Here is a 24,094-nt window from a genome sequence, read left to right on the forward strand (position 1 = left end):
GGGTGGGGCCTTCGCTGCACCGGTCAGTTGCCGGTGCGTGGCCGCAGAGTGGCGCGCGCCGCGTTCGTGGCCTGGACGTCGAGGAGCACCTGCGACAGCTGTTTCTTCGTGATCGCGAGGCTTCCGTCCAGGATGGAGCGGATCGCGGCCTCCCTGACGAGCAGGGAGAGACTGGCCATCACGCCGCCGGTGCGCAGGTGGATGTAGGCGGCGTGGCGTACCAGCGTTCCGGGCCGGTGGCGGGCCAGCCGCAGTGCCCCCTCCATGTCACGCAGGAGCGTGTGCCACATCTTCTTCTGCTCCGGGGTGCCGTTGAGCAGCGGGGCAGTACGCAGGAGTTTGCAGCGGGCGGCGAGCTGGGCACCGCGGGGCCCGGTCAGCAGCGGTGAGTCCTCCACGTTGACACCGGCCAGCACGAACGTCGCGGGTACTCGTTCCATCAGGGTCTTGACCTGGTCGGAGGTGTCGGCGCCGGGCCGGGTACGGGTGTTGAGCAGGTGCACGTCGTCGATGAACACCAGCTGGGTGCCCCGCTCCAACATGACGTGGCACACGGCGTTGGTGATGGTGTGTTCGGTCATCCGGTCATGGACGGGGATGCCGGCGAACCGGGCGAGGACCTTGGCCAGGTTCCTGGGCGTGTAGGTGGGCGGGACGGAAGCGAACAGCACGGGCATGGAGTCCTCCAGGCCCGGCCGGCGGCGCCGTTCACTCAGTTCGAAGGACCGGCCGAGCTCCATGAGCGTGGTCGATTTTCCCGCCCCCGGCGGTCCGGACACGATCAGCCCGCGCCGGGCGGTGCCCTGCTGTTTGTTGTTCACCAGCAGCGTGACCCTCAGCTCCGCCATCGCCCGCTCCATGGAAGGCGTCTTGAGGGTGACGAACTCCGAGTGGTAATTCAGCCGCCTCGCCTGGTCCCAGGACGGATCGTCCACCGGAGGGGCGGTCACCCGCAGACGGCAGACGTACTCCTGCCACCGGACGCAGTCCGTGACCGCGCCGGGAGTGACATCGCCGTCGGAGAAGTCGCCGCCCACGGCAGCAGTTACGGCAGCCACTGGTCCTCCTTAAGGTCCTGGTCGCTGAGGATGAGAGACCCTCCTGAGACATGGCCGGCCTGCGGCCCGTCACCGATGACGTCCTCGTCCTCGTCCGGCAGGGTCTCGTCGTCGGGATCCGGCGCCGCGTACACGCCGGCCAGCCCGAACGACGGGGCGAGCACGTCCAGCACATTGATCTCGCCCGCGGGCACCGGCACGCTCTCCGAGGCGCGGGACTTCGCCATCACCCGCCGCTCCGTGGGGGACAGCTTCTCTTTGCCCGCGGCCCGCCTGAGGAAGGCGTCCAGGGCCAGGGCCAGTTCGGCCTCGTGTTCCTCACGCGAACCGGTGCGCTCGACCACCTTGCAGATGTGTTCCCAGACGTGGTGCGTGAACGGGAGCGCGACCGAGGTGGTGTGGATCCACGCCACCTCACGGAAACCCTCCGGCAGCCGGACCCAGATCCGGACCGGGTCGTAGGGGTTGTAGTGCACCTCCCACAGGCCCTTTTGCGCCCGCACCCCGGAGTCCTGCCCGCGGCGGCCGTTGAGGCAGCTGCCGTCGTAGGTGCGGTAGTCGAACCGGATACCGGCATCGGTGATCGGCTGCCAGCGCACCGGCAGCAGCTCCACGAAGTCGTCCGCCGACAGCGGCACCGGAACATACCCTGCCACCGGAAGCAGCGCCGCCCACATCTGGTTGGGCGTGAGGGCTTTCTTCGGCATCAGCGGATGCCTCAGGCCTGCGTGCGGGCGGTGGTGCCAGTGCACGAGGAACTCCTCCCACAATGCCTGGAGTTCGGCCGCGGTCCACAGCGGCTCCTGCTCGACCTTGGAGCCGCGCTCGCTCACGTTCGAACCGGTGTGGCCGGGCAGCCACTGGCAGAACAGCGAATTGATCGAACCGAACGGCCTCTCCACATGTCCCTTGGCCGGTCCGTTGGCCGGAGGCACCAGCTGCAGCGAGATCCCCAGGCTTTCGCACGCGGCCCGGGTGGCGGGGGAGACGAACACCTTGCCCTGGTCGACCACGACCGTCTCGGGCACGATCACGGGACGGGCCGCCGCGTCCTTCAGCCGCTCGTCGATGCCGGTCAGCCGCTCGTGCGGCACGACCGAGGAGGTCATCGACAGCGCCGCAGACCAGCCGGGCCGCATCACCATCGGTGTCATCATCTGCGCCAGTAGCACCGCCACGTCCGTCAGCTTGCTCCCCGCCGGCCGCAGTACCCCCCACAGACCGCGCACGGCCACATCCACGGCGATGGTCAGCTCCAGACGCCCCACCACCCCGTCGTCCAGGACCACCAGCACGTCCAGCGGCGAACTGTCCAGCATCACGATCTCACCCGGACGCAGCGCCAGCGTCGGTGTGAACGGCGGGGCCGGACGGGCGGCGCGGGCACGCCGCTGCGCCACCGTCCCCTGCAACCCGAGGGATGTCTCCACCAGGTCGAGGAGCTTGCTGAACGTGGACTGCGGCGGCACCTCGACCGTCCGCCGGCCGTCCTCGCCGTGGTGGTCGTCCAGCCACCACTGCACCTCCTGGCGCATCCGCTTCTTCCACCCCCGCGACCGGGAGTGGGAAGCCTCGACAGCCAGCAGGGTGCGCAGCGCCTCGACCACCCGGGGATCGGCGCGGACCAGCCGCGCCGAGCTGCGACGCTTCTTGACCAGCCCCCACACCCCGTCCGCGTGGTAGCGCGCACGCCACCTGCGCACCGTCGCCCGGCTCACGTCCGCCCAGCCCTGCGCGGCCAGTTCATCGGCCTTCGCCTGCTCACGCTGGGCCAGCGTGGTGGACGCGGGATCGTACTCAGGTCTCACCGACGCCGTGCCGTCCGGGGCGGGACACCTCGTCTCCACCTCACGGACGTGCCGCTCCAGTTGAAACGCACGCCACTGCTCGCCCTCGGACACCGTCGACAGCAGACCCATCTGCGGCACCCGCAGGCGCGGCGGACCGCCCACCGGCTCGAACGACGCATCGCCGAGCAACTCCGCCAGCCCGAACACCGCCAGCGTGTCCTCCCCGTCCTTCTTCTCCGTCCCGGACAGCCAGATCCGCGCACCGGATGCCGAGGATGCCTCGATACCCGCGACGGTCCATTCCCGGCCGCCGTAGCGCACGCCGGTGCCGAGCCTGAGTAGGGGCCGACTCACCGCCCGGCCTCCGCCGCGCACGCCACCGCGACGACCCGCTCGTGCAGCGGGCGCCGAAGCGGCACGCTCAGCACACCCACCCACAGCGCGTGGAATACCGACGGCCACACCGCGATCGGATCACCCAGCAGCCGCACCCCCTCGACCAGCGCCGTCGGCGCCCGGAAACACTCGGCCACCTCCGGCAACCGGCCCTGCGCGCACCGCGGATGCCGGTAGCCGGCAAGCCAGCGCACGTTGGCCTCCACCACGGGCGGCGGCGGTGCGACCAGACGGTAGTGCCAGCCCGCCGCGGCCGCCGCACCCTCCAGGTGGGCGGCCCGCCACACCAGTCGCCGCCCCGCCCCGAACCGGCTCGCACAGTCCACCAGCAGCCCGCTGCCGTCCGTCAGACGCGCCATCAGATGCGGTGCGTGCGACACCGTCCTGCCGCCCCGGCCGTGCCACAGCAGCTCAACCGGCCGACAGGCCAGTGCCACCACCTGCGGGTCACGGTCCAGCATCATGACCTGTGTGCGCATGGCCTTGAACCCGTAGTGCACCAGATAGCCGTTGGTCGAGGACCACCACCAGCCCGGTGCCACCCGGCGGCCCTTCAGCACCGGGAACTGCTGCACCGGCAGACACTCCTCCAGCCGCTGTTCGCCGGCGGCCTCAAGCCACGGCGCTTCGTGCTCGATGCCAGCAGGATCCACGAACCGTGCGGTCATGCGGGCAGGATCGGCCAGGCGGCGTCTGGCGGGTGAAGCAGGACAAGGACCGGGCCGCTGTGCCACGGAAGACAGAGAGATCACGAACAACTCCCATACGGGAAAGAATCAGGACCGAAGATCAGGGCTGAGGCGCCGACCGGGCGGTCGGCACGGCTACCTGGGAAACGGGCGAGGCATATCGGCCGGCGACAGCAGACGGGATGGGCGGCAGGCCGCAGCCGGCGGATTGCGCAGCGACCTCGTCCCCCACGTCCAGGGCGCACACCGCGGCTCTTCCGGCCGACGGTGAGGGTGCCCGCGGCGCCACACGAGCCGCGGGCGTCGGCCAGTGTCAGGCTGGCGCGATCCGCCGACTCCGCGGCACCGGAAATCCCGTACGGGAAGACACTCCTCCAGCGCCCGTTCCCCGCCTGCCTGGAGCCACGGCATCACCTGCTCCCTACCGGACTCATCCACGAAACATGCCTCCACCAGCGCGGGGTCGATCCGCCGGGAACGGAGCGGAAGCGAAGCGCGCACCGATCCAGGCGGCTGCTCGTGTTCCCACACAGAAGTTCCAGACATGAAAAGGTCACACTTCCTTCGAAAAAAGTGATTGAGCAGAGCCGATGCCCCACGACTTGCCAGCCCGTTGTGCGCTGGTGAGACCGGTCCGCCGGGCGGCAGGGAAGCCCATCTGCCGTCCGCCTGAACGGAACCTGAGGACGATCACTGTGGTGGACACGGCCTGGCACGGGAAGACATTCCGGCTCGAACAGCTCGAACGAGCGATGCAATCAAAACGGAGCCGCACCCGCGCCACTCAAACGGGTGTTCTGTCGAAGATCCGCATGGAGATTCGTGCAGGTCAGATGGTCGTACGGGTGGAGAACCGTTCGCTCACCTGAACCAAGACTCGTTCGGATCGGGCATGCTGCGCAGCGAAGCAACAGACACGCACCCCCGTTGCCCACTGCCGAAGAGGAGAAGGCAAGCATGAACTGAGCGCGTGACGGCCCAAGTTCCCGGATGCCGTGGACCGATGCAACACAGGCCACCGACGGCACCCGCGCACACCGGCCGCCAGTGGATCCGCCCCGCCCTCTGTCCTCGACCTGCCGAGCACCCCTTGGTGGCATCCCGAGGACTGTCTGGGCGACCCAGCGCCCGCACGAGCCACCCGTCATGGGCCCGTGTCGATAGGTGCGGGTGGGAAGCGCCCGCCATTCGTACCACCGACCCGGCCGCTGACCGGACCGGCGGCCTTGGCCCTCGGCTGGTCCGCGCTGTGAACGCTTCCTCCGAGCACGCTGCCCTCTGTCAGCCTGCGCTCAACAGGACTGCAGGGCTGCGTCGTTACCCCACGTCGCTATCGCGCGTGCACCGCCGTCTCGCCGTACCTGTGAAGGAGAGCCAGCCATGGCCGTCATCTCGCCCGTCCCCAGGGAAATGCAGCCTCAGTACCCAGACCTCACGCCGGTGTACCGTCTGGCTGGCCTGTTGAAGAGCGTGGGTCGCACCGCCGACGCGGAAGCCCTCAAGACCGCCGCCGACGCGGAGGGCGCCCTGGAGCAGGCCCACGATCGCCGAACTGATGCCCAGGAGCTGTATCTCGACCCGCCCCGCTGCACGACCCGGGAGCAGTGGGCGCATGTGCGTGCCGCGCTCAGCCGCGCCGACAACGCTGTGGCCTGGCTGCATTCCCAGCCCCTGGCCAACCATCAGGAACTGATGGTGCATGGCGTGTTCGTACTTCTGGAAGCGGCCACGCGCGGCGTGCGCACGACCGCTTTGGCCCGGGGCGCAGCGGCGGCACTGGAGGATGTCGGCTTTCACTGCGCGGCCATCGTGCTCGCAGAAGCCCCGCTCATCGACCCGAATCCCTGCATCTCGGACCTTCCGCGGCAGCGTGCAGCCCACGATGCAGCCGCAGCACTGGCGCGAGCCAGCCGGAACCGCGGAGGGGACGACGCCGACGAGCAGTTGCGTATCGGCCTGGTTGACCGCGCGCACGTTCTGGCCCTGCAGGCCGCCGCGGCCTGACCGGCACCGGCAAAGCGCACGTCCCGTCGACGGATCGGTCAAGCGGCAACGAACGGTCCGCCACCGCTGCTTGACCGACATCAGTTCCTTTGGACCCGCACATGAACGAACGCTTCGCAGCAGTGGACGCCCTGATCGGGCGCGGTCCCCGCTCGCCCCGGCTGCCTGCGCCCGAAGAACGCCGCCGCTTGCGGGAAGCCTGGGGTTCCTCCCTCGAGGAATTCGCCAGCACCCTCAACCAGGACACGGACGACATGGCGGCCTGGGAGGCCGGACACCGGGGCGCTGACCGGGGCGACGAGATCGCCTACCTGCGCCTGCTCAACCGCATCCAAGAAGAGCTGCCCCCCGCCTACGAACCGGACTGGGCCGCTCTGCGCCGACGCCTTGGCCCTTCGCCGCGCCAGCCCCGCCCGGTACCGCCGTGCGACGGCTGCGGACGGCCGATGGGCCGATGCGAACGGTGCGGCCAGCTCACCACCAGTAAACCCGCAGGACCTTGGCTACACCCGGGTACCCACTGTGCCCTTCAAGGCCCGGCCATCCCTCCACAGCCGTCCCCGGGCCCCCGACCGCCGCTTAGCCTGCCGAAACCGCCCGAAGGCTTTCCTCTCGGACCACTGGCGGTCCTCGACTATCAAAACGACGACGACCGCCTCGTGGCCCACATCAAGGACCACCGCAGCATCGAGTGCCCGGCAAGAACCCTGCCCGACCTGCTGGCATGGGCCTACACACGCGGCATCGGAGCACCCCGGCTGCACGCCAAAGGAAATCACCTCCTGCCGCTGCTCATCCTCACCGCAGCCACCACCAGCTTCTTCGGACTTCCCTTTGCCCCGGACGATCCCGTCGAACGGCCGCTGCCGGCAGACCATCCCGTCCTGGCCGACCTGGACCGGGCCGGATGGAAGCCCGTTCAACCGGGCATGGGCCCCTGGAGCCGGCTGCAGGCCCGCCTGATCGAAGGCCACCGCATCACGGTCCGGCTCGCCATCCAGCCCTGGGGAGCACTGAGGGAAAGCTGGGGTCTTCACGCTCTGGACGCCGAGGACCTCGCCGTGGTGACGACCCGCTACGCGGACACCGTGCTGACCCCCTGCGACACCCCCGCGACCTGCGGCGCGGACCTGATGACCGAGCTGCGCCCGCCCAAACAGTGGGCCACGCACGCCGGCAGCGGCCAACGCGTCCTGGAGCCTGCCGTACGCGGCGCCCTGACTGTGGCGCACGACCCCGCCCCACCCGAAGCACCCCCCAACCACCCGGTGGCGGTCCGCGACAGAGACCCCGACGACGTCCTGCACGAGGAGACCTATAACTGGTTCCGGCAGCCCTCCCAGCGGGAACGCGAGAGCTACCACCACGTCGTCGGCCTCGACACCAATTTCGCTTTCACCAACGCCGCAGGCAAGCTCAAGGTCGGCTACGGGCCGCCCGGCCCCCTCGAGTACCAGCCCGTGTTCGACCCGTCCCTGCCAGGTACCTGGTATGCAGACCTCTCCGACATCGCCACCGACTCCCGTCTGCCATCCCCCTTCACCGCGAACGGACAACCGCCCACCGGCCCCACCTGGTACGCCACCCCCACCCTGGCCTACGCCCAGACGATTGCATCCCGAGCCGGACTCACCATCAAACCGATCAAGGCCTACGTGCGGCGCGGCAACGGCGGCACCTACCTCGAGCCGTGGAACAAACGGCTGCGCGAGGCCTACTGGCAGGTGCTGCGCCGCCTGCGGATCGGCCCCGAGGCCACCGGCTCCGCCTTCCTGCATGCCTGCGAGCAAGCCGAAGCCGAAGGCGACCGGCTGGACTGGATGTTGCTGTCGGTCATCAAAGCCACCGCGGACGGCGGCATCGACAAACTCCAGGAAGGCCCCACCGACCCCAACCAGGCTCCCTACGAGCGCTGGCCGGCGCTCCAGCGCGTCACCTGGCGCCCCGATATCCGCGCCGCCATCGTCGCCGCCGCTCGTACCGACCTGCACCGCAAGATGACCGGCATGGCCAACGCGGGCCGCTACCCGCTGGCAGTGCTCTCCGGCTGCGTCGTCTATCCCGCGACCCGGCCCACGGCCCTGGACATCCTCCCCGACGATCGCCCCGTCCCGGGCAGCTTCACCCTCGGGTCCCGCTTCGGTCATGTCGCGCTCTACGGCACGAACACCATGGACTGGGCCCACGCCCTGATGGCGCGCCAGATCAATCCCGCGGCATGGATCGAAAACCCCGACGCGATCCCTTTGCCACTCCCTGAACACCCCTCCCATCCCGACGCCCCGGACGAGCCAGCCATAACCCTGTTCTAAAGGGGGCAACGCCTTCACCGAGCCCTTGCTCGTCGGCGGCTCACCGCCGTCACGGCAGACAGGACACCTCTTCTCCTGTCCGGCTATGTCCACCGGGCTCGTCGCCGCCCGTCGCCGGGACGCCCACGGGATGGACCGCGCGGCATCTCTGATGCCGATACCGGCCCCGCCTCTTGCTTCCGGTGCCCGGATCCGCACCCAACCCAGGCATCGCCGATTCCGCTACCGCCCCCATCACCCAGAAAGCACCCGACATGATCCTGATGTACGCCTTCATGGACACCCGCGGTACGTGGCACGGCGACCCCGACGCCGACATCCACGAATCCCAGCCCGGGCAGGGCTCCCTGACCCTCCCCGCGCGGGCCCAGGCCGGACGCGAGGCAAGCCTGTTCGCCGGCCAGACGCTGCACGTGCTGTATGCCGTCAGCGACCTCGAGCCCAGCACTGCCACCTACCAACTCGACAGTGGGGACACGCTCCTGGCTTCGTGGCACGTCCACGAACTTCTGTCAGCCCCCTACAGGACACCGCCCGATGCTTCCCCGGCCGAACCTGCACCGCCAGGCCCGGCGCCCGTCGCCAAACTGCAGATCTATGCCGACGACCGCCGCTACGACCTCGACGCGGAACCGCTCGATGACGGACGGATCGAGGTGAACGTCATCATCAGCTCTGCCGGCGGCGAGATCTGCGGAGACCTCACCGGGGAGGTAGATGGCACCGACTTGGCCCCTCTCTCACGTCTCCTAAACGCGGCCGCCGGAGTCTGTCTGCCCTCACCATCACCGGCTCCCTCGGCACCCGCCCCATCCGACAAGCCTGTGCACCGTGGCGCGCCCTGGACTGAGGAACTGCTCGAACGTCTGCGTGCCGCCCACGCGGAAGGAAAGGACACCGCGGCGCTCGCAGCCGAGTTCGGGCGTGGCGAGGCATCCATCCGGTGGAAGCTGCACCACCTCAAGCTGGAGCCCTTCCCCGATGACCTCGTCCCCGGCCGGCGGGCGCTGCCCACTCCCGAGCAGCCCAAGGCCTACACCGTGGCGGACAAACGCGAGGCAAACCCGAACGCCTACAAGGAGTGGAAACCCGAGGACGACCAGCTGCTGGCCCGACGCTCGGCCCAAGGCGCGGGCATCCCTGAACTCTCACAGGAGTTCGGACGCGGTGAAGGAGCCGTCATCGGCCGTCTCAACAAGATCGGTGCCATCGGTCCCGCAGCCGACGAGGCCGCCCGCTACACCTACTGAGACCCCAGTGCCGTCTTTTGACAGCCCCTCCGTCTGCCCCTAATGTAGTGCCTAATCAGATATTAGAGTGCGCATGTAAGGGTGTGTGGTTCGGTGCTGTTGACAACCGGGCAGGCGGCCGAGGAGCTGGGTTGCGCTGTCACCACCTTCCGGCGTCTCGTACAGGCCGGACTGTTGCCCGGCCTGTCCCGCCGCGGTGTGCGTGTCATGATCCCTCTCGCTGCAGTGCAGTCCCTCAGCACGCGCCGCCACGCACCCCTGGAACAGATCGAGGCCGACGAGATCGCCGTGCTGCGGGTCGATGCGGCCCAGCGGGCTGACGAGCCGGACCGGGACTGGATCGGCTTCGCGGCCTCCCTCACCCCCGACGACCTCCTCAAGGCGCTACGCGGCTGGTGGCGATGCGATGCGGCGAGCGTCGCGGCCGGGGGAGTGCTGCCGGTAACCCTGTCCGGCTACGTCGTGGCCGTCCTGACCGGCCTGGAGTGGTGGGAGAAGAACGACGAAGGCCGTCATGCTTTCCCTGGCGCCCGCCTGGCCGGCTACGTCACCGATCTGGCCACCCCGACGACCACCATCACCTCCCATGCGGCCGACGACCAACGGCTCGCCGAACTGCTTCTGGGTACCCGGCTCGCTTCCCGCTCCGGCGGCGCGATCGCCTACGTCCCCACCCACACCGCCAGCTGAACACCAGGCCCGGACAAGGATCCCGATGGACGCACAGAGCTACAACACCGCTCTCGCCGACCTGCGAGGTGTGCGGGACGCGATCAGGAAGGCCCGAGCGCAGCTGGTGAAGCTGGAAGCCGACCGGGACAAGCAGATCGTCCGGCTCACCGGGCACGCGAAGGCGTCGGCGGAACGAATCGCCCCGGCGGCCGGGCTGAGCGTGGCCGACGTCGTCGCTCTGGCTCCCGCCCTGGCCCCCGACAGCCTCGCCGACAGCGACGCCCCCCAGCCGCAGCCTGCCCCCGAGACGGCCGCAAAGCCCCCCACGGAGCTCACGCCCCAACCGCAGCCAGGAGCAGCAGCGGCCGCAGTGGACACCGTTCTTCCGCAGCCGACCGTACCGGCCCCGACTGCCGCGAGCGAGGCCCCTGTCGCGAAGACCCCCGCAGCCACGGATGCACCGCGCGCCCTGCCTTCCATCCCCGAAGGCGACCGGGGCAACGCGTGGTGCACGCACACCTCCGGCCTTGTCTCCACCCGCCCCAACTTCACCCAGCAGGCACGCTCCACCGTCTTCCTCGACACCACCACCGGCGTCCTGGTCCACCGCAACCAGACCCACCGCCTCGACCTTGGCACCGCCACCGCGGCCGACATCCTTACTGCCGTCTTCCATGCCATCCCCGAGGGCGTGGAGCGGATCTACATCACCGCCGGTGACCCCTGGCACCGCGACGCCGACCGCTACCCGTACCTGCGCGATGCGGTCGCCGCCTGGCTGAACGCGCCCATCCCGGGCTGGCGTACGGACACCGGCCGAGGCCGCGACCGGATGGCGGGGCACTTCGTCCATGCCCGCAACCCCGTCGGCCGCTACCAGCGCGAGAGCGGCGAGCAGCATGTGGAGATCCGCTCCGTGGGGGAGTGGTTCGATGTCGACGGTGACGACCCGGCAACCGTGCGCGACGCGTTCGTGCTGCTGTGGCAGGCACTGCGCCGCCACTGGAGCGACGCCGTGCTCATGGGTTCCCCCTCCCAGACCGGCCGCGACCTGTGGACCCGTACCATTCCGCAGCGTGGCCAGTACGCTGACGGCTTCCCCGTCCTGTCGGAGGAACTGCGCGGCCTGCTGCACGCCACTGCGGGCCAGGGCCGCAACGAACTGCTCACCCCGCCCCGCGTCCCCGAGCAGCTGCCTCAACTCGTCGAATACGACCGCACCTTCGCCTACGCCAAGCACACCTGGAAGTCCCCGGTCGGCACCCCCCGCCGCATCACCGCGACCGCCTTCGCCGCCTGGTCGGAGAAGGAACAGACCCGCGCCCTGTACGGATGCGGGCACTGGCAGGTGCGCGTCACGGTCCCCGACGCCTGGAACCGCGTCGGCTTGCTGCCCGCCCCCGCCCCGGGCGAGCGCGCCTGGCACTACCCGGCCGAGCCCGGTACCACCTTCACCACTTGGGCCGGAGGCCCGGAAGTCCACACCGCCCTGACCAACCCCATCCAGCCGTGGCAGATCGAGATCCTCGACGGCATCCTCTGGGAGGACGGCAAACCCCTCGACGACTGGGCCAAGAAACTCAAGGAGACCTGGACCAACCTCTCCGCCCAGGCCCACTTCCAGGGCGACGCCCAGCAGGCCCGCGCCGCCCACCTCGCCTCCCGCGCCGTGCGCGCCATCCTCCTGTACGGCATCGGGTCCTTCGCCCAGCGCCCCCGCATGGTCACCGGCACCACCCCCCGCCCCATGGAGCGCGACGTACCCCCGGACGCCGAAATCATCGGCTTCGACGACGAGTTGATCACCTGGCAGAAGCCCACCGGCTTCAGCCGCGACCCCAACGCCCACCCCGAATGGGCCGCAGCCATCTGGTCCGGCGCCCGCGCCGCCCTGCTCACCCAACGCCACCGCGACGACGACACCTACGCCGGGGCCCTGCACGCCCCGCCCGGCACCGTCGTCGCCTTCCGCACCGACGCCCTCTACCTCACCCAGCCCCAGAGCTGGCCCTACCACCACCAGCCCGGCGACTACCTCCTGCGCGGCCACCTCACCGGCCCCGTCACCGCCCCCACCACCGAAGAAGAGCTCCTCACGCTCCGGGACGCCGGACGTGCCGCCCTGACCACCAGCGGCCAGGAGGCCTGATGCCGCCCCGCCGCCGCAACCAGCCCGGGAATCAGAGGCAGTTGAACGAGGCAGCCCGCCTCGCCGACCGGCTCCAGCAGGCCGGCTACACCAAACGGGACATCGCCCGCATCATCGACCGCGACCCCTCCCTGGTCTCGCAGTTCTACACCAAGAACAAGGGTGCCGCTTTCGTCCCAGCCCTGCGGCAGGTCCTGGCCGCCGTAGAGACCGGTGGCATCACCGAACTGCCCGAACTCGCCGCTATCGCCGCCCGGCACACCCACCGGCGTACCACCGCCTCCGGCGCCCGCGCCCGGGTGCGGTCCAAGGCCGTCCTGATCACCCCGACCGGCTCCGGCACCGGCCGCGTCGGCGCCCAGGCCATCGCCTCCGGCTCCGCCCGCCTGCGCCCCCTGATCGCCGAGGCCGCCCGTCGCGGGCTGCGCCTGGCCTTCACGGTCCGACTGGCCAAGACGGGCTACCTGCACCCCTCCGGCAGCCCCACCGACTCACCCGGCATCCGCCGCGACGTCATCCAGCGCGCCGACCACACCGAGGAACGCTCCTACGGCTCCGCCCAGACCGGCGGCTTCGACGCCGCCGACCTCGCCCGCCGCGTGGACGCCGCAGGCGGCGACGTCACCGCCGCCGTGCACCAATGGCTCGTGGAGACCGGACGCATCCGCCCGGACGCCCACATCATCCACCTCGAAATCCGCACCTGGCGCCCCCGCTGACAGAGCGAGGGGCAGCGCCACCCCACACGGTCCCTCAGCGGTCAGCGTCTTCGGACTGCGTCTCGGCATCAGACGCGCCCGCCGACTCGGGCGCAGGGGCGGTGTAGAAGACGGACTTGCCTTGCTTGGTGCGCTCAGCCTGGCTCTTGGCCACGAGCCCTTCGAGCGTGACCCGCACGACCTTGGTCGCGATCTGACGCTCGGGGTGGGCCTGGCCCAGCGCTGCGGAGATCTCCGCAGCGGAGCGCGGTTCCTTCAGCTCGACAAGGTGACGGCGGATGAGCTCGACCAGGGTGGGCTGGGCCGCCTTCGGGGCACCCTCCGTCTTGGCCACGGGCTTCCTGGCTGCTGCCTCTTCCGACGTGGTGGTGGACTTCCGCGTCCTGGGCTTCCCACCGCGCGCGGCACTGGCCTTCTGCCGGGGAGAGGGCACCGCTGCGCTTTCGGGCTCTGCCGCAGGCTCCGCCGGCGCTGTGGTGATGCCCAGCGCCTGCTGCATGTTCACCAGCACCGTGTGGTCGTGCTGCAGGGAGGCAAGCTGCTCCTGCAGGGAGGCGATCTCCACACCGACACGTTCCTGCTCCTTGGCGTTGCGCTCAAGGTCACCCGTCACCTGGGCGGCGTACTGCGATGTCAGTTCAGAAGCGGGAGTCGTTGTCTCGGGCATGGTGCTGACCTTTCCTCGCTCCCGCGCAGGCACATGCCCCGCAACAGCCCGGCCGGCAGCCGGACATGACCGCGGGTGTCGGCGCGCAGCGCGCACTGGAGGGCCAGCAGCCGCGCGGCGGGGGAGGCGAACCTGGGGAGCGCGGCGGCCAGGTAGGTGAGCATCTCCGCTACGCGCAGCCGCTCGCCGGATGCTGCAGGCTGCGCCCCGGCGGCGGTGAGGGCCGCCGGGCAACTGGCAGGCCGCGGCCTGCGTGGGCCATGGACGGTGTCCGGCACGATGGCCGTGCGGCTGGTTGCTGCGGCGCAGGCGGCGCAGGCATCGGCCAGTCGCCAGGTGCGGCCGCTGTGGTCGCGGGTCAAGGCGAGCAGGACGGGGTCGGCGCAGCCGCGGTGACGCGGATGCCATGAGCACCCGCGCTCCCGGCACTGGCAGGTCCTCAGATGCCCTGGGAGTACATCGGTCCTGGCGTGACAGGCCAGATGTGCCAGGACGGCGGACCGCGCGGACGCAGCCCTGAGAGAGGTGTGCGCGGTGCAGTGAGCACAGACAAGACTCGGCTCCCCCGCCCGTGAACGCAGTTCCACCGTCCAGATACGCCGCACTGTGACGTGCGCACCGGCAAGCCTCATCGGCTGGTTGCCCTCCTGTCGTTCAGCGCCGCCGTGACCAGTGCGTTCCATCGGAGGCACCTGGGACGAACGCACGGTAGTGCAGATTCCCACACCGTAATCGGCGGCCTCCATAGAGACCGAAAGTGCAGAAATTCGCACTGACAGGGCAGGTGTCTGCACCGTCGGATGATGGGGTGCCGATCTTGCAGCCCGATCCCGACCTCACCGCCCTGCGCGTAACGCTGGCGCGTCTGAGGAATGACCGCGGCTGGACCTTCGACGAACTCGCCGACCGCAGCGGTCTGGCCCGCCGCACCGTCATCGACCTCGAACACGGCCGCGCCGCGGGCAATGTCACCACCTGGCACGCCCTCGCGCACGCCTTCGACGTTCCCATCGAGGAACTGCTTGGCGCTCTGTGCGGCAACCACACCCCGCCTGGTTCGCAGGACGCCTGAAGCCCTGCCTGCTCTCACTGGCTACTACACGGCAGAATCACCCGAACGGCAAACAGTCCCAGAACATGTGACCGCCTGGTGGTTCGTATGTTCGGAATCGTGGGGCCAGTTGGGGGACATGCCTCCCGCCATGCGTTCCGGGGGCGAACGCCGCCTGGCACGGTCCCCGCCATGTGCCCCGACCGCATCCCCACCGGCCGCCACTGGGACGGCAGCCCACGCCATCTGCACTCCCGCCGTCCCCTCCAAGTGGCCGCACACAGCCCCAGCCGCCTGCTGCGCCACGGCCAAAGCGGCCGCTGCCGTCAGTGCGGCAGCCGCATCGACCTCTATCAGCGCGCCGACCAGCGGCCCATCGCCCTGCACCCCACCGAACTGACCGCCACACACGTCCCCGAGCCCTGCCGCTGGCACCTCAGCAGCGGAATCGCCTATCCGCACGGCGATGGCAGCCCATGGTGCCGCGTCCCGCACGCCGTGCTCTGCCCCCGCCGCATCCCCCTATACCGAACCGGCCCCGCCCTCGACGCGATCCGCCGCCAGCTCGCCGTGCGCACCCGTTGTCTGATCGACACCGGCGCCTTCACCCCCGCCCCGCCTCCCACCCGTCCGCACACCGCCGATGGCGCCACCTGTCCCGTCGTGCAGATGCTGCTGTGCCGCTATCTCGCCGAGCACGGGGTCGAACACATCCGCTGCGTGGTCCGGACCCGCCACCGCCACCGCTGCCCCCAACCCGTCCTCACCCCCACCGGACCCGCGGGCGCGTGGAGACTGCTGCCCACCGGACCCCGCCGCGGCCAACTCGCCCTCCCCGACGTCCTGATGGCCGTCTACGACCTCGGCCACCTCCCCTACAGTGAGCAGCTGCGCTGGCGCGCCCAGCGCTGCCGACGACACGCAGCCAGCCCCGGCGCCGCCGACCTCGCACTGACTGGGTGGCAGCCCTTCGACCCCCTCCTGCATGCGCCCCACATCCGCACCCGCCTGCCGCACACCCCGGCACGTCGACTGAGGAATCGGTGACGGTGACGATGTCGCACCATGCCCTGGAAATCCTGCTCACCCGGCCCCTGACAGCGGCCGAACTCCACCACGCCGCCCGTGCCTGGCCGCTCGCAGCCAACCACGACACCACCCGCCTCATGGCCGTCACGAGCGGCAAAACCCCCGAACGTGCCGCCCACCGCCTGCGCCGACGCCTCACCGACCGGCTGCCCATCGACGTGATCACCACTCACTACCCGGACGCCCGCGGACGGGTCCTCCTCAACGTCGCCTTCCCGCCCGCCATCTACACAGCCCTGAAACGCAACGCCCGCCGCGCGGGCCAGCCTTCCGAAGGCTACGTACGAGGGACCATCCACCGCGCCCTGGCCCGAGCACGCCGACCAGGAGGCCGACCGGCTCGACCGCACCGTACGCCAACTCCTCGCCGGCACCACCCCCGCGCACCTGCTGTCCGCCGTCGGGCACGCCCTCACCCGCCCCCTGGAAGGACCCACCTCATGAACCCGACCGACGAGCAGTCCGCAGCAGCCGACGCTTTCCACGCTGGCGACCACCTTGCCCTGCAGGCCGGCGCGGGCACCGGCAAGACCACCACCCTGACCCTGCTCGCCCGCGCCACCACCCGCCGCGGCCGCTACCTCGCCTACAACCGGGCCATCGCCCAGGACGCAGCCGCCCGCTTCCCCACCACCGTGCAGTGCAAGACCGCCCATGCCCTCGCCTACGCGGCCGTCGGCCACCGCTACACCCGCCGCCTGAACGCACCCCGCCGCCCAGCCTGGCAGACCGGACAAGCCCTCGGCCTGACCAAAGCCGTCCGCATCGGCGACCGGGAGATCTCCCAACGCGCCCTGTCCAACGCCGCCCTGCGCACCGTCACCCGCTTCTGCCACACCGCGGACGAGATCATCACCCGCCACCACGTCCCCCGCCTGCGCGGACTGGACGACCCCGGCCTCCACCGCGAACTCGCCACCCAAATCCTGCCGTTCGCGCACAAAGCCTGGGCCGACCTGCAGTACCCGGACGACGGCGCCGTCCGCTTCGACCACGACCACTACCTCAAGATCTGGGCCCTTGCCCGGCCGCGCATCCAGGCCGACTTCCTGCTACTGGACGAGGCCCAGGACACCAACCCCGTCGTCGAACAGATCTTCCTCGCCCAGCGCGAGCACGCCCAGCTGGTCATGGTCGGCGACTCCGCTCAGGCCATCTACCAATGGCGCGGCGCCAAAGACGTCATGACCGGCTTTACCGGCACCCACCTGACCCTGTCCCAGTCCTTCCGCTTCGGCCCCGACCTCGCCGCCGAGGCCAACCGCTGGCTGCACCTGGCCGACGCCCCGATCCGTCTCACCGGTACCCCCGCCGTGCCCACCGAACTCGGCCCCGTCACCCGGCCGGACGCCGTGCTGTGCCGCACCAATGTCGGCGCCATGGCCCACGTCATGACCCTCATGGCCGCCAGCCACCGGGTCGCCCTGGCCGGGGGAGGAGACAGCCTGCAGGCCCTGGCCCTCGCCGCCCGCGACCTAAGGAAGGCCGCCGCACCCACCACCCCGAACTCATCCTCTTCCCCAGCTGGGGCGAACTGCAGGACTACGCCGCACATGACCCGGCCGGACGCGATCTGCAGCCCCTGGTCAACCTCGTCGACACCCACGGCACCGACGCCATCCTCGCCGCCGTCGCTCACCTCGCCCCCGAGCCGCACGCCCAGGTCACCGTCTCCACCGCCCACAAGGCGAAAGGCCGCGAATGGCCCCGCGTACTCATCGCCGACGACTTTGCCCGCCCCAAGGACGACACTGCTGAGACAGGCACCCCCAAGGCACCCGACCCCATTGACGATGCCGAAGCCCGCCTGGCCTACGTAGCCGTCACCCGCACCCGCCAACGCCTCGACCTGGGCGGCCTGTCCTGGATCCACGACCACCCTGACAACCTCTCAGCAGCGACTCTGGCATGAGGTGTCGCTTCCGGGGTGTCCGCGACGACCGCAGACGCGCCGGTGGGAGGGAGGCTGGGCTCTTCCTCCCACCGGCGCGTCTTGTGGGTCCTGAATCGTGCCTGACGGTTGTTACCGGGTGACACACAGACCACACCAAGGGGGAAAGACTTGATCGTCGACAGCCATGTCTCGCTGGTGCCTGTCGACAGGCCCGCCCCCTTGCTGGTGGAGAGGAGCCCGCCCAGTGGACCGGCTGTACGACGGTCTCATCCTCTGCGCCGCGGGCCTCGGGCAGGCCGACACCAAGCGGCTCAGAGTGGACCACCCGGTGGTCATCCTCGGCGACCGGATCTTCGGCGGCCGATCCCGCCAGTCCCGCAGCGCGGCCACTGCCTCGCCGGAGACGGACCAGCACCCAGCCCACACCTGCCGCGCCATCGCCACAGGAAGCCGAAACGACACAGCCTCCGGATACCCGCCGTCCCGAGCCCCCGGCCACAGCCCCATCTGCCCCGACCCGCCCTCGGCATCCGGCCACTCCCTCAGCCACCGGCGCACCGTCAGCTCGTGACGCACCGCGTACACGGCGAACGAGTCAACCGTGTCCAGCAGCCAACCCCCCTGTCGCAACCGCGCCACCTCCGCGCGCCGCCGAGCGCGCACCGCATCGGTCTCACGCCGGGGCAAACCCGCAACGCTCCACCGGGCATCACTCGTCAGCTCCCGCCGCAGGGCGCCATGGCGCGACACCACCGCCTCCAGGCGGGACCTCGTCCCTCGGGGCACCTTCACCGTCATCGACGTCAAACCCTCGTCAGCCACATCCCCACACTTACAGCAACCCGGCCCCGAGACACCGGCTACACAGCGAACCCGCCGGGCCTGTCGACCGCAAGCCGCCGGCTCATCGCCCCTCGGGGGTCACAACAGCTCTGCATGGGGTCACACCGATAAAATGGAAAAAGATTCCATTCAGAAAAAATGGCGGAATAAATCTAACACGACTCGGAACAACCCATTATCGGGCGAATAAAAATTGCCCCCGCATTCAGTCCGGCACCACCCGCGAGAGCTGATCCTCCCGCCCACCGCATGACCGAAGCGACCCGCATGATCCGGCCCGAGACAGGACGACATCCGACGGCGGCCCGCCGCCGGATGTCAGAAAACAAGCCTCCCCAGCCACTCCCTACGGCAGCAAGGGCACCGGTCCTTGCCCCAGGGGAGAGGAACCAGGCGTCGTGGACAGCACACTCCTCAGCACGGCAGCGACCGTGGCCGCGTGCATCGCCCGGCTGCTCACGGTCCGCATCACCACCCAGGCCCTGCTGGGCAGAGCCCGCATCGAAGAGGAAGGCCGCACGGCCCGGATCACCGCACTGGGCCAAGGCGGCACGTTGCAGGAGAGGGACCCGGCAGGGCGCCAACTGGCCGCGCGACAGGGCACAGTGGCGAGGGAGGAAGACCGTGGACCGCATGGCGGATGACACCCAAGCCGTGCCCGGAGCACGCGATCAATCCGTCCGGGCCGCCGATGCCGGCTGCACCTATCAGGAGGACCGGCCCTACCTCATCCGCTTCCTGCTGCGCCACGGGGCGGCCTTCCCGGAGGCCGAGGACGCGGTGCACAGCGCGTTCGTGGAGCTGATGCGTGCGCGCCAGCCGGTGCAGCACCCGCGGGCCTGGCTGCGCACGGTCGCCCTGCGGGCCTTCTTGCGGCAGGCGGTTCCCGAACAGCCCGAACACGATCTGACGGACCGTCTGGCAGCCACCAGCTGCGACTGGCACACCCCGCTGCACGCGGCGGAGCTGAACGAGCAGCAGCGCCTCGTCCTCAAAGCCCTGATCCAGCTGCCCTTCAAGCAGCGCAGCGTGATGGTCTGGCACCTCGACGGGTTCTCCACTGCGGAGATCGCCGCAGGAACCTGGAGAGGGCCGCAGTCCTGCAGAACCTCTCGCGGGCCCCTCGCACCCTCAAGCAGCAGCTCGGTATCACCAGCCCAAGGGGACGGCAGTGAACGACACCCGCCGCACACCCGACGACGAACTGGGCCTGCTCTTCGACGAGATGGACGCGGCCCTCCTGAACGCCGTCCGTACCCAGCTCACCCCTCCCGGCCCGGGCGACGGTGCCGTGCACGGCACAGGCCCTACACCGCACACCGTGCCGCAGAACGCCGGCCAGGACGAGGACGGGGAACTCGACCATGCACTGGGCACGACCGACGACGCCCTGCTGGCGGCCATCGAGCACCGCACCGCCCGCACAGACAACCCGCCCGCACCCCCTGCCGGCTCCGGCACCCCGGCCCCGGAGAGAGATCCCGGAAATCCTTCCGGAGGGGAAAACCGTTTCAGACCGGAACAGTCAAATGGTTCAGCGCGCAAAGGGGATACGGCTTCATCTCCGTCGAAGGCGACCCGCCCGTCGATGTCTTCGTGCACCACAGCGCGATCCACATGGACGGAGACCGAACCCTTGAGGCAGGAATGCGCGTTGAATTCTCCATCTCGCAGGGACAGAGAGGACTCCAGGCAGCCCATGTAAGGCCCGTGAGCGGATAAAAGGAAGGCAATCCGGCATCGTGCCGCAAGCCAAATTTCACCCGACCACGCTCTTGCCCCGGCAGCGCGCATTTCTGTGCCTGCCCAAGGAAAGCAGGCACAGCAGACATGCCGACCGGCAGCCGGTACACAGGCCTCACGAGGTGCCGACTACTTTTTGTAGGCGTCGTCGATGGCCCCGGCATTGATCAGCGCGATGCGCAGTGCCTCGTGCTCGGCTATGTTCTCGGCAGGCGCGTTGGCGTAGAGGGCTACTGCGTGGCGGATGGTCTCGCTACGGCGATAGCCGCCGGCGGGCCCGTGGTCGAGAGCGGCGGCGATGAGCTGAGCGGCGGGGGAGCGGGGGGTGCGGGCGGCGCGTTCGGTGATGTGGTCGGCGTCTTCTAGGTCGGGCTGCTGGGTGAGGGTGGCGGCGGTGAGCTCCAGCCAGGTGTCCTCATCGAGGCTGTCGGCGAAGGCGAAGTGCCCCACCCCGCGCAGCGCGTCAGCCGGCAGGCCGGCATCGAGCGCAGCGCGCCAGATGCCCGCGGCCCGCTCGGCGACCTCGTCGCGGTCGGCGCGGGCGGTGTAGGTGGCCAGCCGGGACAGCATCACCGAGACGGCCGCATCGCCGCCCGGGCAGCCGGCCAGCCCGGCGAGGAATGCACCGGCAGGGCCGAGAGGTTCGTCCTCCTCCAACAGGGCCAGGAAGACCTGGTCGAGGGCGCCCTCCGCGCACGGCGCGCACCGGGCCCGCCACAGACCGGCCCGGTCCAGTCGGGCCAGCAGCACCGGGTCGGGCCTGCCGTGGATGAGCCAGGTGCGCGCGGGGCGCCACGCCGACTCCAGGGACAGGAGCGGGTCGGCGTGGACGGTGACCCAGGCGGGGTCGCAGTGGTGGAGCTGGCCGAGGCCGAAGCCGATGACGGCGAGGGCCTGGTCGTCCGGCTCGGCATCGAGCAGTTCCTCCAGCACCACCGTCAACGGCTCGGGCACCCCCTCGCCGGTGCGCACGGCGTGCTGGATTCCCCAGGCGGTCAAGGACAGCAGGGCGCTGCCGCCGGGCGCCGTCGTGGCCGTGCCCAGCGGGGAGGAGGTGTCCAGGCGCGGCGTGGACCAGCCGGTGATGAGCGCGCGCAGCCAGGTCACGGCGTCCGCCTCCACCGCCTCCGGGGATGCGCCGCTGTTCCAGAGCCGGTGCAGGAGGTTGGAGATGACCAGTTGCAACTGCTCGGCGCCGGGCGTGTCGGTCCGGGGGCGTACGGCGAAGGCGGCCTCGGCGAGCGGGCTAAGCAACCCCGGGCTGAGGCGGTTACTCACGGCGGCGTGGTGGAGGGCGTTGAAGTAGGCGCTCTGCAGGGCCGGGCGCGCGGCGGCCGCGGCCACTGCGGCCGGATCGGCGGCCCAGGCATCCGGGTCCTGTGCGACGAGCTCGCCGAGCAGCCCGGCGCGCGCACCATCCCCGCCATCGTCATCGTCGTCGCGGGGCACCGCAGCAGCGGCAAGCTCGGCGACAGCGGCCACCACACCGTCGGCCTGCACGCGTGCGGCGAAGGCTTCCAGGGACAGCCCGCCATGGGACTCCACCCAGCTGGTGATCTTCACAACGGGCTCGGGCCGCTCGGCCGGCGGCCCGTACTTCTCCTCCAGCAGGGCCAACACCGGTTGCCAGGGCGCGCGTACGGCCTCGGGCAGCGCAGGGGACAGGCCCCGCACGATGCGCCATCGGCGGGGCACCGGCCCGGGAAAAGCGTCGGCCCATACTTCCATCTCCTGCGCGGAGGGCGGTGCGCCCAGGCCCTCGGTGAGTGCTGCCTCGAGCCCGGTCCGTAGCTCCTGGGGACAATCGTGCAGGAGGGCGAGGAAGTCGGCGAGGTCCGCGCTCGGCCACGTCCCGCCGCTCACCTCCCGCGCGGCATCGATCGCCGCCTGCCACCAACTGGCCGCAACCCCGGGACGCCCGCCATCGAAGGGCCAGGACTCGGCCAGGTGCACAGCCACCAGCCGCGCCCGGTGCTCACCAGCGGGCAGCTTGCTGTACACGCCCCGCAGCCGCGTCGCGACCAACATGCCCAGCCGTGCCTCGGCCAGGGCGAGATCGAGCACGGCCCGCATCAGCGGCACCACGACGACATGCGGCGGGTCGGCCAGCGTGATCTCGCCGAGGTCGTTGACGATCTCGGCCTGAAAACGCGCGTCCTCGTCCCCCAGATTATCAGCCAGCACACCGGCCAGCGCAGAGCGGATGATCCCACCCAGCCGGTCATCACCGGCACGCAGCCGCCCGCCGGGGTGGGCGGTGTCCACGAACGCCCGCAGCAGCAGCCCGCTCTCCCACGACTCCTGTGACGTGAACTCCCGTACCTTCAAGATGCTTTCCAGCACGGCGACCCACGCCCCAGTGCGCTCGGCGACGGGGATGTCCACCGCCCAGTACGCAACACGCACCAGAATGAACCGGTCCGGCTGCGCTCGCACGATCCTCGCCAGCAGCGCGCACGCCGCCATGCCCGCCTCGCGCACCACGGCGACCGCCTGCGACAGCGCGCCCAGCCCCTGCCCACGGATCGCGTCCAGGTGCTCCTCCACCCAGGCACACACCCGCTCCGGCTCCTGCGCCAACAGCCGCCGCAGATACGGCGCCGCCGGCCAGCGGCCCTCCTCGGGCAACAACCGATGAAGCGGCAACAGCCCCAGCCAACGCCCACTCACCGCGGTACTGAAGAAATACACCCCCGCCCGCGGATCGGTCATCCGCGCAACCTCGTCCGCATCCTGCTGCACCGGCACCTCCAGCCGGGCCAGCTCCCGCAACCGATCCGCCCGCTCCGGCAGCCCCAAAAACAACTGCTCCATGGCGGCCGTGACGTCACCGAACTGACGGCGCGCCTCATCGGCACCGCTGCTCGAGCCGTGCAGCACACCGGAAGCGCTGTTGTAGAAAGCACTCCAACTGCGGGCCGCCTCCGTCTCGGCCAGACCCATCTCCTGCCGGGTCTGCTCTGCCACCAAGCGACCGATCTGCCGAGTACGGAACCCGCCGCGCTCCGCCTGCTCGCCACGCAGCTCCTTAACCGCATCCACAAGGGCATCAAGATCCCCGGCACCCACCTCGCCCTGATGCCGCCAGGCATCAGCCACGACTCCAGCCGCCTCGGAGACCGCCTTGATCGCGCTACGCAGCCCAGGGAAGTCCTCACCCGCGATGCTGAAAACACCGTCCAGCGCACCCCGCAGACACGACTGTGCCACCTCGTAAGGGGCCTGGAACTCTGCAGGCCCGTTCAGGACGTGGGCGGCATCCAGCAACAGACTCAACGCCCGCTGCCCGTTGCTGCCTTGAGCCTGCAGTGCCGAGACGAGCCCCGGACGCACCTCGCACACGGCCGATGGCACCTTGGCCTGTTCACCGTCAGAAAGAGGACCGGACACCAGCCCACCGTAGCCGTCTAGTTCTCCCACAGCGTCCCTAGCCGGGACAGCGGCAGACACAGCCCGCACCACACCTATGTGCCATCCCCCGCCCCGTGACTCCTCGACGGCAAGACGCGCCAGCGGTCACCTCAACCCGAGACACCCCGCAGCCCAAGCACAACCGATCCACACAATCCCCAAGTCAGGGAAGAACAGGCCACGTTCGACAACCCCAACCCACCCAGCGCCGCCAGGCGCCAGCAACCCAAACGCAGACACCACCCAGACACATCCGCCAACTAACACCCCCTCACAACACCAAGCGGGCCACCAGGCCCGCGACATCCCACACCCCAACCACCAGTCATGCCACTAGGCATGACACCACGACACATC

At 70.1% G+C, this 24,094-nt stretch carries 18 protein-coding genes and 2 pseudogenes; 14 read left to right on the forward strand and 6 right to left on the reverse strand.

Annotated features, from left to right (window positions below; all coding sequences use genetic code 11):
* Positions 1-23 precede the first annotated feature (23 nt).
* Genes ACFU99_RS00935 through ACFU99_RS00945 form a run of 3 tightly spaced genes read right to left on the reverse strand, consistent with a single transcriptional unit; the run spans position 24 to position 3,912 of the window.
* Positions 24-1,058 (reverse strand): ATP-binding protein, encoded by a 1,035-nt coding sequence (locus ACFU99_RS00935; protein ID WP_384383853.1) that lies wholly within the window; start codon positions 1,056-1,058, stop codon positions 24-26.
* A complete protein-coding gene (locus ACFU99_RS00940) occupies positions 1,046-3,202 on the reverse strand; it encodes a transposase (RefSeq protein WP_384383857.1) in 2,157 nt (718 codons plus the stop codon). The genes ACFU99_RS00935 and ACFU99_RS00940 overlap by 13 nt, the downstream gene beginning before the upstream one ends.
* A complete protein-coding gene (locus tag ACFU99_RS00945) occupies positions 3,199-3,912 on the reverse strand; it encodes a TnsA-like heteromeric transposase endonuclease subunit (RefSeq protein WP_384383860.1) in 714 nt (237 codons plus the stop codon). Before ACFU99_RS00945 ends, ACFU99_RS00940 begins: the two co-directional genes overlap by 4 nt.
* A 719-nt stretch (positions 3,913-4,631) precedes the next feature.
* Here ACFU99_RS00945 and ACFU99_RS00950 point away from each other — a divergent pair.
* The 7 genes from ACFU99_RS00950 (at position 4,632) to ACFU99_RS00980 (ending at position 13,039) form a co-directional block, all read left to right on the forward strand.
* Complete coding sequence (locus tag ACFU99_RS00950; protein WP_384383863.1) at positions 4,632-4,802, forward strand: hypothetical protein; 171 nt, start codon at positions 4,632-4,634, stop codon at positions 4,800-4,802.
* A gap of 511 nt (positions 4,803-5,313) precedes the next feature.
* Positions 5,314-5,937: a hypothetical protein gene (locus ACFU99_RS00955; protein WP_384383865.1), complete on the forward strand. Its 624-nt coding sequence runs from the start codon at positions 5,314-5,316 to the stop codon at positions 5,935-5,937.
* A gap of 122 nt (positions 5,938-6,059) precedes the next feature.
* Positions 6,060-8,249, forward strand: coding sequence for a telomere-associated protein Tap (gene tap, locus ACFU99_RS00960; RefSeq protein ID WP_384383868.1), 2,190 nt, complete (start codon positions 6,060-6,062; stop codon positions 8,247-8,249).
* Between the two features lie 254 nt (positions 8,250-8,503).
* The gene (locus ACFU99_RS00965; RefSeq protein WP_384383871.1) at positions 8,504-9,499 is read left to right on the forward strand and encodes a hypothetical protein; all 996 of its coding nucleotides are present in this window, start codon (positions 8,504-8,506) and stop codon (positions 9,497-9,499) included.
* 93 nt (positions 9,500-9,592) lie between these two features.
* Positions 9,593-10,189 (forward strand): helix-turn-helix domain-containing protein, encoded by a 597-nt coding sequence (locus ACFU99_RS00970; RefSeq protein WP_384383874.1) that lies wholly within the window; start codon positions 9,593-9,595, stop codon positions 10,187-10,189.
* A 25-nt stretch (positions 10,190-10,214) separates the two neighbouring features.
* Positions 10,215-12,320, forward strand: a complete 2,106-nt coding sequence (locus tag ACFU99_RS00975) for a hypothetical protein (RefSeq protein ID WP_384383877.1) — start codon at positions 10,215-10,217, stop codon at positions 12,318-12,320.
* The gene (locus ACFU99_RS00980) at positions 12,320-13,039 is read left to right on the forward strand and encodes a helix-turn-helix domain containing protein (protein ID WP_384383880.1); all 720 of its coding nucleotides are present in this window, start codon (positions 12,320-12,322) and stop codon (positions 13,037-13,039) included. Before ACFU99_RS00975 ends, ACFU99_RS00980 begins: the two co-directional genes overlap by 1 nt.
* 34 nt (positions 13,040-13,073) lie before the next feature.
* Here the strand turns inward: ACFU99_RS00980 and ACFU99_RS00985 are convergent, their stop codons facing one another.
* Positions 13,074-13,706 (reverse strand): hypothetical protein, encoded by a 633-nt coding sequence (locus ACFU99_RS00985; RefSeq protein ID WP_384383883.1) that lies wholly within the window; start codon positions 13,704-13,706, stop codon positions 13,074-13,076.
* On the reverse strand, positions 13,673-14,068 hold the full coding sequence (locus ACFU99_RS00990) for a hypothetical protein (protein ID WP_384383886.1): 396 nt from the start codon (positions 14,066-14,068) through the stop codon (positions 13,673-13,675). Before ACFU99_RS00990 ends, ACFU99_RS00985 begins: the two co-directional genes overlap by 34 nt.
* Positions 14,069-14,514: 446 nt before the next feature.
* On the opposite strand from ACFU99_RS00990, the gene ACFU99_RS00995 reads away from it, so the two are divergent.
* The 7 genes and pseudogenes from ACFU99_RS00995 (at position 14,515) to ACFU99_RS01025 (ending at position 20,305) form a co-directional block, all read left to right on the forward strand.
* Positions 14,515-14,778, forward strand: coding sequence for a helix-turn-helix transcriptional regulator (locus ACFU99_RS00995; RefSeq protein ID WP_384383888.1), 264 nt, complete (start codon positions 14,515-14,517; stop codon positions 14,776-14,778).
* Positions 14,779-14,949: 171 nt separating this feature from the next.
* Positions 14,950-15,804, forward strand: coding sequence for a DUF6083 domain-containing protein (locus ACFU99_RS01000; RefSeq protein ID WP_384383890.1), 855 nt, complete (start codon positions 14,950-14,952; stop codon positions 15,802-15,804).
* A gap of 482 nt (positions 15,805-16,286) precedes the next feature.
* Positions 16,287-17,758, forward strand: a pseudogene (locus ACFU99_RS01005) (UvrD-helicase domain-containing protein).
* Between the two features lie 226 nt (positions 17,759-17,984).
* On the forward strand, positions 17,985-18,311 hold the full coding sequence (locus ACFU99_RS01010) for a hypothetical protein (RefSeq protein WP_384383893.1): 327 nt from the start codon (positions 17,985-17,987) through the stop codon (positions 18,309-18,311).
* A 670-nt stretch (positions 18,312-18,981) separates the two neighbouring features.
* A complete protein-coding gene (locus ACFU99_RS01015; RefSeq protein ID WP_384383896.1) occupies positions 18,982-19,227 on the forward strand; it encodes a hypothetical protein in 246 nt (81 codons plus the stop codon).
* Positions 19,217-19,450 (forward strand): annotated as a pseudogene (locus ACFU99_RS01020) (sigma factor); the annotation flags it as partial. The gene ACFU99_RS01015 and the pseudogene ACFU99_RS01020, both read left to right, overlap by 11 nt.
* Before the next feature lie 693 nt (positions 19,451-20,143).
* Positions 20,144-20,305, forward strand: a complete 162-nt coding sequence (locus ACFU99_RS01025; RefSeq protein WP_384383907.1) for a cold shock domain-containing protein — start codon at positions 20,144-20,146, stop codon at positions 20,303-20,305.
* Positions 20,306-20,455: 150 nt separating this feature from the next.
* Here the strand turns inward: ACFU99_RS01025 and ACFU99_RS01030 are convergent, their stop codons facing one another.
* A complete protein-coding gene (locus tag ACFU99_RS01030) occupies positions 20,456-23,716 on the reverse strand; it encodes a hypothetical protein (RefSeq protein WP_384383899.1) in 3,261 nt (1,086 codons plus the stop codon).
* Positions 23,717-24,094 lie beyond the last annotated feature (378 nt).

The sequence above is a fragment of the Streptomyces sp. NPDC057654 genome (genome assembly GCF_042800135.1).
GTDB lineage: Bacteria > Actinomycetota > Actinomycetes > Streptomycetales > Streptomycetaceae > Streptomyces.